This is a genomic window from Aureibaculum luteum (genome assembly GCF_003449015.1).
Classification (GTDB): Bacteria; Bacteroidota; Bacteroidia; order Flavobacteriales; family Flavobacteriaceae; genus Aureibaculum; species Aureibaculum luteum.
Map to the genome: position 1 here is coordinate 308925 of NZ_QRGD01000007.1, position 15125 is coordinate 324049.

General features: G+C 37.5%; 3 protein-coding genes. All 3 read left to right on the top strand.

The features are described from left to right. Positions 1-206: 206 nt before the first annotated feature. Complete coding sequence (locus tag D3P13_RS16515; protein WP_117883976.1) at positions 207-7652, top strand: FG-GAP-like repeat-containing protein; 7446 nt, start codon at positions 207-209, stop codon at positions 7650-7652. Between the two features lie 10 nt (positions 7653-7662). Beyond that, the gene (locus tag D3P13_RS16520) at positions 7663-12801 is read left to right on the top strand and encodes a DUF11 domain-containing protein (protein WP_157972948.1); all 5139 of its coding nucleotides are present in this window, start codon (positions 7663-7665) and stop codon (positions 12799-12801) included. Next, positions 12767-15125, top strand: a 2359-nt coding sequence (locus tag D3P13_RS16525; RefSeq protein ID WP_394336472.1) for a beta strand repeat-containing protein, incomplete at its 3' end; no start/stop codon positions are given. The genes D3P13_RS16520 and D3P13_RS16525, both read left to right, overlap by 35 nt.

Genomic DNA, 15125 nt, shown 5'->3' on the forward strand with positions numbered 1-15125 from the left:
GTAATAAGTGGAGAATTGAAAGGGTTTATTGGAGTAATCTTTTTTTTAGCAAATTTATTTAAGTAGCACGCTTTAAATGTTAAAATTACTTGTGAACTTACCGGAACTAATAAGTGGAGTAAGGTTTTTCTATGAGTATGGTTTTAATCATTTAAAGTTCGTTGTTTATGTAAATAAAAATTACGTTAATAATAAATAAATCAATTTTGACCAAGCTAAAAAAAGAATTGAATGCACTTTTAATAGCCTTTGTGTTATTAGTGTCATATCCGTTAGTAGCACAAACTACTTTTAGTGAGAGTGCTAACTCGTACAATTTAAATATTAATGGAGCCAAGGATGGAGGTCATGCCTGGGCCGATTATGATGGTGACGGCGATTTAGATGTTCTTGTTTTAATAAATAGCACCTCACAGCGTAATTATTTAATGCGTAACAATCGTATTGGTACAGGCACGCCCGATTTTACAAATGTTCAAAACACACTTGCTCCTGGAATGTTAAGTCAAAAAGCAGAAAGACAGGCTGTATGGGGCGACTTAAATAATGATGGACGGCCAGATTTTATAATGAATACAGATGCTAGTACAGGAACTTTAAAAGCGTTACAGATATTTATTCAAAACCCATCCGGAACCTTTGGAGATGGTATTGGAGGAACAGCCCCTATTACTGTAGGCAGAACTACAGACGCTACAATACAAATTGATCCTATAAATTCAGAAGGTGTTGGTGTTTTTGATTTTGAAGGCGATGGTGACTTAGATATCTTTTTTGATAATCATAGTTTTGGAATTGAATTGCTTAGAAATAATTATATCAATCATACTACGCATACTACAGTAAATCCTGCTCCGGCATCCTTGTTCACTCATATTACAACAGGTAATGGAGCTGGTGTAACTGAATTCGGACTTAATCAATTTGCAACAGACGGTGATTATGGAACGGCTGCGGATGTGAATGATGACGGTTGGGTAGATATTTTTATGCGTAAGCGGGGTGAAAATGACTTCTTTTTAAATCAAGGTGGAACTTTTAATAATGGTGCTGATTTAGCTCAAGCTGAAAATGCAAATAAAGGAGGAAATGGCTTATGGGATTTAGATAACGATGGTGATTTAGATGCGGTTTGGACAGAAAACGGTACAACTCAAATTTTTAGAAATGATGGTGGTGTCTTTATACCTTTAGGTGCAGCAGTTTTTCCAGGATTACCACAACCTGCTAATACCAATGCATCATCTTCATCTGCTCGTATAGATGCCTTAGCAGGTGGAGATATTGACAATGATGGAGATATTGATATCATATTGGTTGGTAATTCTAGAAGTTATTTATATATCAATCAATTAAATAGTCCTACCCCTGTACCCGGAACAATTGGTAGTGGTAGTGCCATGAACTTTAATCTCGATGCTGCAACTTTTAATTCCAGTGCCGATGGTGAGGGCACTACAATGGTTGATGTTGATGATGATGGAGATTTAGATATTTATATAAATATCAATGGAGGTGCCAATCAATTATACATAAATAACCTTGCTGCAACAAATAGAAATAATCATCTTATTGTTGATGTCACTGAAGATAGAAATCCTGATGGTACAACGGGTGGGTTTTCTGGAAGAACAGCTATCGGTACAAATGTTTTAATTAAGGATTGTGATGGAAATATTATTAGTGGATTACGCCAAGTTAATGGTGTTTTTGGACATGGAACCCAACAATCTCCATTAGTTCATTTTGGGTTACCACTTGGAGAGGGTCAACCCTATTTAATTGAAGTACATTATCCAAACCTTTATAATAATGCAGCTGGTGCAATTACAAGATTAATAGCCACGGCAGTAGCACAACCGAGTACAATTGTAGGTACAAATCATTACTCAATAACCACCACTGATGCAGAAACTTTACAAAATCCAAATGCTCCAATAGCAAACGATGATGTTGAAGCTGTAGCGTATGGAAACACCGTTTCTGTTCAAATCAGTTTGTTTGATAATGATTCTGAACCGGATGGGGATAGTTTTGCAATTGAAAGTATAACCCAGCCTACGATAGGATCTGTTGTAATAGATAACGCTGCCACTGGATTAGTTACCTATACTTATAGTGCTGCAACAGCGTTTCCGGGTACAACGTTTACATATACCATTTCAGATGCAACAGTAACAGTTTGTCCAGGTTCTGGTAAAAGTGATACTGCTACCGTTACGGTTTATGAGCCATGTGCAGATCCGTCTGGTTTAGATACTGATGGGGATGGTATCAATGATGTCTGTGATATAGACGATGATAACGATGGGATTTTGGATGTTATTGAAGATCAATGTGAAATTTCTTTAAGCCCCGGAACTCTTCCGTCAACGACTGATGTTACGGCCCATGGAACTTCCTTATATACGGACTATGGTTCGTATTGGACTTCTGCAGTTGGATCAATTAACCCAATAGAACCTGATAATGATTTTCATTTATTAGCATTTGAAATAGGAGGTAAGATTTATCCAACAGGCGTTCCTAATGCTAGATTACTCGATACAAATTCAAATGGATTCTATGATCAACTTGATACTGATGGAAATGGGTCTGGAGACGTTGCAATTGAAGAAACTACATTTACTGCGATATCACCTTTTACATCTATAGATAATGGGGTTCGATTGGAAGCAGCATTGGTTGACGGAAATGCAAGTTCCGCGGCTGGTCCATTATTGACAAGTGGAGGAGCACCTTTTAACCCTTACTTATCGGCAGGAACTAGAGGTTTAAATATGGCTTATGCCCTGGCGAATATTGGAAACACTTGGTTTTTTAATTTACAAGGAGTAGAACCTACAGCGTATAATGATGGTGAAATTGATATTCTAGTAACTCAAGTAGCTCAACCCGGTGGTTCAACTTATAATCGACTTTATGTATTAGATGTTAATGGAAACTATTTAGGAAATGGGGTAAATGTTAATTGGAACACCGTTTCTTCAATGGGTAATTATGTTGTTGACCAATATAGTGTTGGGGACAATCAAAACGGGACAAACGAGAAGAAGGGTATTCGATTTTCAGGAGTTGATTTGTCGGATTTTGGATTGACAGCTGCCGAAATAACAAGTGCAGCGGTGTTGCATTACGAAGTTTCTTCAAATGCAGATCCAAGTTTTATTGCCATAAATGATAAAAGCTTTTTGTCGGGTTGCACGAGTTTAGATAGTGATGGAGACGGACTCTCAAATTCTATTGATCTTGACTCAGATAACGACGGTATCCCTGATAACGTAGAAGCACAAACCACTTTGAGTTATACACCTCCAAGTGGAAATGATACTGATGGTAATGGTTTAGATGATGCATATGAAATTTCAGCAGGTTCTGGAGAAGGGCTTACGCCAGAAAATACTGACGGAACAGATAATCCGGATTATTTAGATTTAGATTCAGATAACGAAGGTGGGAGTGATACTACAGAAGCAGGAATTACCCTAGGATATGTTGATGCAGATGGAGATGGACTAGATGATAGAACTGACGCAACAAATGGGTATTCAGATCCAGGAGGAACGATAGACAATCCTTTAAATGCTCCCGTAATTCTTACGGATTCTGATGGCGATGCGAATTCAGGAGGGGATCTTGATTTTAGAGATGCAATTGATAATCGTCCAGATAATGATGGAGACGGCATCGCTGATGTTGACGATGTTGACGATGATAATGATGGTATTTTAGATACTGATGAAGGTTGTGGCAATTTATTAATTAACGGAAGTTTTGATGCCCAAGATTTTTCTAGTACTACAGAATTTCCTGGACCAAATACAGAGTCAGGAGGGACTTTTATCGGTCAAACTATTAATTCATATAGTTTATATGGATGGAATCAAGACCATAATTTAGATGGTTGGGTTAGTGGTGGAAGTTTTTCTTGGACTTCAGATGATTTTGCAGATTCTTATGACGGAAGTCAATATATTGATGTATTAGGAAATAATCAGCATTCAAGCGGAGTTAACAACACTATTTCACAAACTGTAGCCACTGAAGTTGGTCAATCGTATAACCTTTCTTTTTATTGGGGAGAAGATGTAGGTCACCCAGTGGGCGGTACAGTAACACTAGATGTTGATGTCACCGATTCAGGTGCAAATAGTTTGGAAAGTCAAACCCTAACCACTATTGCACAAGGTGAAATAGATGGCATAATCGGCCCAAAGAATTGGTACTATTATCAAGTATCTTTTGTGGCTACAACTACTGCTACCACAGTGTCGTTTCAGGCAACTCCACCAGCACCAAATACAAGTGCAGGTGCATCCTTAGACAATGTTCAATTGGTTAAAAATGGTGCCTGTCAAGATACAGATGGCGATGGTATTATTGATGCTTTTGATCTAGACTCAGATAATGATGGAATTTTTGATGCTGTTGAAGCAGGACATAATCAACCACATACCAATGGTGAGGTTAATGGGCCCGTAGGAGTAGATGGGTTACCTGATTCAGTACAAAATGATCCTTATGATGAACGTATCAATTATACCATTGCAGAAAGCACGGATGATTCTGATACCATACCAAATTATTTAGATTTAGATAGTGATGGAGATGGCATTCCAGATAATGTAGAGGCACAAACTACTATAGGTTATACAGCTCCAAGTGGCACAGTTGATGCAAATGGTGTATTTACAAATTATACCAATGGTTTAACCCCTACCAATACTGATGGAACTGACAATCCCGATTATTTAGATCTAGATTCTGATAATGAAGGAGGGACTGACACGTTAGAGGCAGGAATTACAATTGAGAACCTTGATGTAGATGGTGATGGTTTAGACAATGCAACTGACGCAACAAACGGGTATGCAGATCCAGGAGGAACTATAGATAATCCGTTAAGTTTTCCATTGACCTTACCTGACCTTGATAATGATGCATCCACTACGGGTGATGTTGATTTTAGAGATGCCGATGATAATAGAATAGATACAGATGGTGATGGGGTTGTTGACGCTGTTGATATTGACGATGATAATGACGGTATTTTAGATACGGAAGAATTTAATTGTGATATGCCTATTGTTGGTAATGCTACATCAGGTTCTGGTGCTTATCAAGACCAAATTTACCTATTTGATTTTTCAGGTCCAGATTTTAGTGATGGTCTAGACAATGGCGATACTATGCAATTTACTGTACATTCAAATTTAATTGTTACAGTAACTGTTTCGGATATTGTTAATCAAGTTTCTGCTTCCACAATGAGGCCAAAAGATTATGTTACTTGGACGGGTAATAAATTTCATCAATTATATAATACGCCAGGTTCAAACGAAGCACTGCACTTTATAGATCTTCCAGATACGGTAGAATTTAAGCTTACAGCAACAGCTGTTGATGCCTTAGGGAATAGTGTTCCTTTGAATTTAATTGGTATTGATGCAGAAGCAACACTCAATCCAGATGAAAATATTTCAGCTACAACTAATGGAACTGTTTGGGAATCTATAGAGCGTTTAGGATCTCCTAATATTGCAGGTTTAGGCACTGCAACAGTAAATTGGTTTAATAGTGTCAACGGAACTGATGTTCTTGTATCTAACAATGCTTCAGAAATTACATATAAAGTTTCATCATCTCTCTCAGGTGACCAAGCAGTAGGATTAGGTATTTTCTATAGATGCGATACTGATTTAGATGGTATATTTAATCACCTAGATTTAGATGCCGACAATGACGGCATACCTGATAATGTTGAGGCACAAACAACTTTAGGATATATACCTCCTAATCCAGATAGTCCAGCTACATATTCAACAAATAACGGACTAAATTCTGCCTATTTACCCGGGGGGCTCACTCCAACAAATACAGACGGTACAGATAATCCTGATTATTTAGACTTAGATTCAGATAATGAAGGTGCAAATGATACAACTGAAGCTGGAATTACGCTAGCGAATAATGATGCAGATGGAGATGGTTTAGACGATGCAACAGATGCAACAGCTGATTATTCTGATCCAGGAGGAACAATTGATAACCCGCTAACTGCACCTGTAATCTTACCAGATGAAGATGGTGACGCGGCCACTGGGGGTGATGTTGATTTTAGAGATTCATTTAATAGTGATTGTACAGATGTTTATGCTACAGCATTTTCATCGGGTAGAAATCAACTTTATACGCTATCTGGTACCACAATGACCTCTGTATTTACTACCCCGCAAAACGCAGGAGCCTTAGCGGTGAGTGCTAATGGGAATGTTTATTATGATAATGCTACATTTGGTTCAGCACCATTATATAGTTTTAACGGGGCAACACAAACTAATACAGGGGCAACGTTACCTGGATTAATCGTTGGAACTGCTGCCGATCCTGCTGGAAATGTATATTATGTTGATAGCTCTAGTCATTTACGTCGTGTAAATGTCGGAGTTCCTGGACCTGCTGCCGATTTAGGTGTGCTAGTATTTGACGGCGGTGATACTATTGGTCCATCACTGCAATATGGAGATATGGCCTTTGACGGTAACGGACGTTTGCTTTTATATTCATCAGTTGGAGGATCAGGAGCTTCATATTTATACGTAATCGACACCTCTACCTTAACAGCTAAAAATTTAGGAAATTTAGGCCCAAATGGAGCAGTTGGAGTAGCCTTTGATACGACTGGAAACTTAATTACAACGGCAAGTAATGGTACAGTTGTATATTCTATTGATTTTTCTTCTCCTTCATTAGCTGGAACAAATTTAGGTACCGTGAGTCCGAGTGTATATGATTTAGGTTCTTGTGCTTCACCAATGTTTAATCCTGATTTAGCAGCGGTTAAATCGGTTGAAAATATTACACGAAGTCAGAATCCGGCCACCTTAGTAAGGGCTGGAGATGTTTTAGAATACACTATCGTAGTAACCAACTCTGGAAATTTTACGACCAACAATGCTACATTAGTTGATGCAATTCCCACAGCAACAACTTATGTGGCAAACTCTACAACCTTAAACGGAAATGCCCTTACAGATATTGGTGGAGATATGCCCTTTGAGACTGTAAATACAATTAATTCAGCGTCACAACCAAGTGGAGTAGTTCTTGGCAACGGGGGAACAGCTACTGTGGTCTTTAGAGTGATTGTAGACAATAATATTTTATTGCCAGCATTTATTTCAAATACCGCTACCATAACATACCCAACTGTAAATGGAGGTGTTACTACAACACAAACTGAGGATTCAAATACAACTGATACTCCTACTTTAAATCAAGCAGATTTAGAATTAACTAAAACGGTCAATAACAGCAATCCTGATCAAGGAGATGACATCACTTTCTCAATTACTATTACAAATGACGGTCCATTATCAGCAACAGCCATTGAAGTGCAGGATATAATTCCCGTAGATTTTACATACACTCATATTCCTGCTAATTATACAGTAACTCAAGGAACGGTAACATATAATCCAGGTACGAGGGTAATAAATTGGAATGCAGGAGCTTACGTGTTAAATTCAGGCAGTTCAATAACGTTAACTTATACGCTAACGGTTGATGTTTGTGGTGAATTTAAGAATCAGGCAGAAATTATTAATAGTGATGTTTTAGATCCAGATTCAACACCAAATAATAATAAATAAAAAAATAATATTGAAAGAAGTAGTAATAAATATTATTCAGTTGTTTCATACTTATAGTCAAAACTATGCGTTAATGGGTGTTACTACCGTACCCCAAACCGAAAGTGTATTCAAAATGAAGAAGTTTAGAATAATATTTGTGACAATGTTATTGTTAGCATTTGGCAAAAGTTTTGCACAAAGTATTCAAGTAACCCCTGGAACTGATTTACCAACAGAAGTTATTGCTTGTGGAGATCAAGAGATCTTTAAGTTTAGAGTTTATGGCCCCACTGTTGCAGACGAAAAAATTGCAGTTCAGTTACCATCCGAGTCTGAATATATATCGCTAGTATCTCCAGCATCTGGAGTAAGTGTTGATGATACTGATTTAAAAAAGCCAATATTTAATATTGTATCTGCTTTAGCAAGCCCTTCAAATTTTATAGATATTGAATATTCAGTTCTAACAGGCTGTACGGTTGTATTAGATCCTGAACTTACACATACTTTGGTTAGTAATCCAGCAATAAATAAAACGGTTGATTATCCAACTGTTCAGTATTCTGTTCTTGAAGTAAATTCTAACATTGTTCCATCCTCGGCCTCACTTAACGTTAACGATACACAAAATTTTACATTTACCATTGGTAATGATCCTGTAAGTGCTAATGCTTATAGTAGTAATATCTATGCATATATAACACATAGTACCAATGTGGAGATTACCTATACGGGTACAGGAACTTTTATTTCGGGAAGTCCTTCGGGGGGAATGGTAACTAATATTATTGCATTAACTACTGCTGATATAGCAACCGTTGGAGATAATGATAATAAGTTTGAAAAAAATGAGAGTATTGATATTACAATTGCGGCCAAATTATTAGGTTGTCCAACTGGTGGTGGAGAAACAATTTCCTATCGAGCGGGTTATGGTGCATGTATTGCTGCTAGCAGTCCTTGTTTAACAGGAAACACATCTACTTCGGGTATTGCCTTAGCATCTGGTGCACCTGAGTTGTATACAGAGGTTGTTAAAAGAGCATGGCCAAGCCCAAGTAATTCAGATACTGCGGAATTCTTATTGAGAAATGATGGTACAGGTTCTGGAGATATTTATAATTTATCATTAGACTTAGGGTTCTCTAACGGTGGTGCTGTTTATACGCCGTCAGATTTTACAAGTTATTCATGGTCAAATTTTAGTGTTAATGGCAATACGGTTGCAAATAGTGGTGCACAAGGGAGTGAAACCAGTTTTCAGTTTGCAACAGATCCCGATGGAGCAGGAGTAGGGTTGGAAGATTTAGATGGTGATGGGGTTTTTGATGATTTACCTGTTGGTAATTCATTCACTTTAACCAATGAGCTGACTTATAATTATTTGGTTGACACAGCTAACGATACTGCTTGTGATCCAATGTACAGAGGTTACGCTATTGTAAGATGGGCTCATGAATATCAAGATCAATGTGGTGAAACGACCACGTTGGACGTGCCAATGAATAATAGTGAAAGTTGGAGACCATGGAGTTTTTATAATATGCAGCATTCATCGCTAATTGAGAACTCATCAACTGGAAGCTCAAATTTAGTTGCAGGAAGTACTTTCGACTTTCAAATAGAGCAACGGAGTAATGCAAGTATATCTACTTTAAATATTGCAGGATTATATTGGGAAGTACATTATACGATACCTGTGGGAATTATTCCAAATGGAAATGGAACATGGGGTGGACAACCATTTAATTTAGTAAGTTTTAATGTGGGTACAGGATTAGCTATTTATGCTTCAAATTCAGCTCCCACTAATTATCGAAATAACCTAGCCTATGATCCAATAATACCCTTACTAGTTGATCCTGCTTGTGCTGGAAGTTTTATAGGTAGTATCGATTATGAGTACCATTTAAAAGGTGACGCTACTTATGAACCAATAGATTTATGTGGTGCCGGACCAACATTTACAGTAAGTTGTGGGTCTCCTGGGCCTTCAGTTTGTGTGTCAAATTTTTCTTTAGATAGAACTACTTTTGGATTTACAGATAATACAGAGACTACTTCTGTAACTGCAGCAACTGCCGGAATAAGAACGGATCATATTTTAGAAGGAGATATGGTACGTTGGCATTTAGAAGTAGATGTAAGTGAAAATAACTTAACTTCTTTAAAGGCATTATTAGAATATGATACTAATGATTGGTTTGGTACCCAAGGAGATGGAGGTATTAAGGCGTTAAGTATAGAATATCAGCCAGCGGGTGGCGGTGCGTCTATCGTTTCAACCAATTTGAGTCAGTACAGTTATACGGAAGATAACGGAGGTAAAACCAATCACGAGATAGACTTACGTGGAGGTGACTTTATTTTAACAAATCCAAGTATTGGAGCTAGATATATTATTGACGTAGATTTAAAAGTTTCTGAAGATGCGTCATTTACTGATACATCATTTGAATCATTAACTGGTATTTTAGCATCTTCACCTGTAATTTCTCTAGGAAATACAACAGAGCATACCTGTAATTTTTTGACGGAAGAATTAGGAATGTTAGAATACTATGATACCTTAAGAACAGATTTAAGACAACAGAGTACTACTTTTGACGGTTGTGATGTTATTGATACTGGAGCACGCTTTTCTGTTGCTAGATTTTCGAAAATTGGCGATTTATTCCCAAATGAGTTTAGAAATATTGCTCATTTAAAACAAGTAGATATTTTGGTGCCTGTTGGTGTAGATTATGTTCCTGGTAGTTCTCTTCAAAATACGTATCCTAATCAAACAAATCAACCCATAACCGACCCGATTATCACGTATAACTTTGAACCAGGTTTTAATAAATATTCATGGATTAATCCAGGTACCTGGACAAGAGGAAAAGCTACGGTAAGTTGGGGAATCAAAGAAGTTAAGTTTCAGGTAGTGCCAAATTGTAATGTAAGCAATTGGTCGTATTCTGGAGAAAGGTTTGGGATATCAATATTACCAACTTCTGAAATGGAATATTTTAGAAATGTAACCAATCCAGGTAGAATAGTAAATCCTACTCGAAAAGATATACCTAGACCAACTCAATATATTCCATTAAGTTATACTTTAAGTTCAGCGACTCCTACGGTTTCCACAGAAACAAATGCTGCAATTTGGGATGTTCATATAAACAATACAAGTTCAGGTGGAGGTATTTTAAATAATACTTGGTTGGCCATCGATGTGCCAAATAATAATATAGTACCAACATTATGGATCGGTGCTACGCAAATCCCTTTGACGGGTTATGGTACTGGAAAATATTGGGCTCAAATAGGTTTTGTTTCCGCTGTAGGTCTTAATTTAGAAATAAGATCTGATAATTTTACAGTGTGTGATACGGATACGTTTGATGTTACTGTAGGTCAAAATTGTGCCAACTACCCTACAGATCCTGATACAGGATATCCGGTAACTGGTGGGTCAGGTAATTATATTTGTAATACAGAAACAATTCCATTAACATTAACAACGCAAGAACCATCAATAAATGTAAGTACAACATTGGGTATTCCGCCAGCTACATATGATTTTTGTAGCGTTGTACCTTACGAGGTGTCAGTAAATAATGCAGCTAATGGGTATGCTTATGCATTATCAGCTGAAATTAGATTCCCTATAGGGATGACTTTAGATAATACTACTGGAATATTAAATTATAATGGAACTGCATATACAGTAGACCCTGCTCAAGTAAGTCATAATGTAGCAACAAATACGTATACAGTTGATATTTCTGGAATAACATCACCAATTAGCGGAACGAATGGACTACCAGGAGTATCTGCAGTTGCATCAAACGAGTTTGAATTGACTTTTGACACTAGTTTTGATTGTGATTATGTTTCAGGTAGTAAAATAGGAACTCAAATGAACGGAGAGTCTTCATGTGGAGATCCAATTGACCCTTCTCAAGGTCAGAGCGAAATAAAAACAAATCCAGTAAATGTAACACAAGTTCCTTCAAACATTCAATATGCAATGACGGTAACTTCTGATGATAATACCTTACAAGCATGTAGTCAAACAGAAGTAATTGATGTTGAAATAATAAATCAAGGGGTAACAACTGATGGTAGCATTGAATCTATTGTAGCCACTATTGATGAAGCTTTTAATTATGTTTCGGGTTCATTTGTCGCAGGAATTAACAGCCCTGCAGGAGCACCAGCAGTAACAGTTAATGTTGTTACAGGCAAACGTGAATTAATTTGGACTATGCCAAATGGAATTGCTTCAGGCTCTTCAATTTCTTTTTCTTTTGAAGTTGAGGTGGTTTCTCCAGGTGATGTGTCTTGTACCAATTATGATTTAAATGTATCAACTAGAGTTCAACAATCTATTGACTGTTCAGCAACTGGAGGGGCAACTTGTCCAGCAATTAATAGTATTACTTCGCAAGAAGACGAGCCACTTACAGTTGAAAAAAGCACCTTGTCGATCTCATCAACCACAGTAAATTCTACAGTTAATGGTGGTAATTTAGACATTACTGCTGGCTTTAGTTTGGAAAACACTTCATTGATTGATTTAGCTTCAGGTACTGTCGTTTCGGCATATGATGATGTAAATAACAATGGCTCATATGATGCTTCTGACGTACTATTAGGATCCAAAACGGTAGCCATGGCTATTGCCGCTGGTAATACAATTAATGATACTATTGATTTTTCAGTGGCCATTGCAAGAGGTTGTAATGTGTTGCTGGTAGTTAATACATCCAACAACAATTGTATTTGTGATATTGCCGAAATAGCTACGGTCTGTAATTCAGATTTAAATCTCTCAAAAGTTACAAATAATTCAAACCCAAATCAAGGGGACAATATTATATTTACCTTAACCGTTACCAATAATGGTACTTCGGTACCAACAAACATTGTGGTTAAGGATATTATTCCAACGGATTTTACATATAACCATCCAAATTATACAACAACCCAAGGTTCAGCTACTTTCAGTGCTTTACGTGAGTTTGTTTGGGATTTAGGTGGATTTGCATTACCAATAGGAGATTCAATTAGCTTGACTTATAGTGTTATCGTAGACAATTGCGGTGAGTTTATTAACCAGGCAGAAATAACAAATAGTTCGTTAAATGACCCCGATTCAACCCCAAACAATGGTAATTAAAGAAATGACCATGAAAAATTTTAATCAAGTAACCATAACCAAAATGAATAGATTCAAAAAATCTATATCCTTATTATTTTTAATGGGGCTTTTTGCGTTTAGTGTTAATGCTCAAACTTATTCTACTGCTATTAGTGTTGTGGAAACGTCTGGAAATACATCAGTCTCCGAAGCAGGTACTGTCCTAAATTTTAGGGCTGAAGTTTTCAATAATGGAGATACTGATTTGAACCCTACCACGTATAGCAGTGTTATGTTTCCTCATGCTGGAACCTTGGCTTTGACTGGTCCATCGGAAAGCGGAGTAACAAATGGTATACTTGAAGTGGGAGAAACATGGGTTTTTACATCTAGTTATACGATTACAGCTGGAGATATTTCAAGTCCTCCCGCTCTTTTACAAAATCAATTCCGTATACAATATTCAGAAACAGGAGCTACAACTTATTTAAGCCTTAGAACAATTAATATTGCAGAAGATGATTATGATGAGGTTACGATAACGGTAAAAAGTACGGTAGTTGCTCCGGTAAGTAACGGAGATATAGCGGAGTGTAATTCAGGTCAAACATTGGATGCTAATGATGCATTAGTGTCCACAACTAATGTTACTTGGTTTGATGCAATAGCAGGTGGAAGTAGCGTTGCTAGTCCCACCCAAACAGGTGCAGGTAGTTCAACTTATTATGCAGAAAGAATTGACCCAACTTCAAGTTGTGCTAGTGCGACGAGAACACCAGTTACGTTAACAATAAATGCATTGCCAACAGCAACTATTTCTTATGGAGGAAGCCCTTATTGTGCTAACGGTTCGGCTAATGTAACTCAGACAGGTCAAACTGGAGGAACGTATAGTTCAACTACAGGACTTGTTATTGATAGTAGTACAGGTCAAATTAATTTAGAGACAAGTGCTCAAGGAACCTACACCGTAACTTATGGTTTTAGTGATGGTACTTGTAGTGATACAACAACAACTAGTGTAAGAATTGACCCATTAGAAAATGCTACTTTTAGCTATGCAGGTTCACCATATTGTCAAGATGATGTAGATCCAACACCGACTATTACAGGTGTTTCAGGAGGAACCTTTACAAGTAGCCCAGCTGGGTTGTCATTAAATGCAAGTACAGGTGCTATCGATTTAAGTACTTCTTCAGCTAATACATATACAATTACTTATACTACGCCGGGAACTTGTTCAAATAGTTCAGCTCAAAGTGTAACGATTAATGCTACCCCAGCGGTACCAACATTAAGTAGTACAGCAGCAAGTTGTTCAGCAGCAGAGTTGACTACGATAACAAATTACAATGCAAGTTTAACGTATACCTTTAGTCCAGCAGGACCAAGTGTAAATGCAAGTGGAGAAGTAACAGGAGCTACAGCAGGTACAGCTTATACGGTATCAGCAGGAAATACGGATTGTACATCTTCAACGGCAAGCTTTACCAATGATGTAATGTTGATTACCCCAGCGGTACCAACATTAAGTAGTACAGCAGCAAGTTGTTCAGCAGCAGAGTTGACTACGATAACAAATTACAATGCAAGTTTAACGTATACCTTTAGTCCAGCAGGACCAAGTGTAAATGCAAGTGGAGAAGTAACAGGAGCTACAGCAGGTACAGCTTATACGGTATCAGCAGGAAATACGGATTGTACATCTTCAACGGCAAGCTTTACCAATGATGTAATGTTGATTACCCCAGCGGTACCAACATTAAGTAGTACAGCAGCAAGTTGTTCAGCAGCAGAGTTGACTACGATAACAAATTACAATGCAAGTTTAACGTATACCTTTAGTCCAGCAGGACCAAGTGTAAATGCAAGTGGAGAAGTAACAGGAGCCACAGCAGGTACAGCTTATACGGTATCAGCAGGAAATACAGATTGTACATCTACAACGGCAAGTTTTACCAATGATGTTATATTACCAACAGCGACGATTGCGGTAGACAGTTCAAATGATCCAACCGTATGTTCAGGAACAGACGGTAGTATTGTATTATCAGGCTTAGCGATTAGTACAAGTTATACGGTAAGTTATGTATTGAATGGAGCAGCAGCCACAACAGCAACACTTAGTAGTGATGCTTCAGGTGAGTTGACCATCGGAAGTTTAGGACAAGGAGCATATACGGCAATCAATGTAGAAAGTGCAGGTTGTACCAGTAATAGTTTAAGTACAAGTTTAAGCGATCCAGCTACGGCAGTCATTGTCTTAGACAGTTCAAATGATCCAACCGTATGTTCAGGAACAGACGGTAGTATTGTATTATCAGGCTTAGCGATTAGTACAAGTTATACGGTAAGTTATGTAT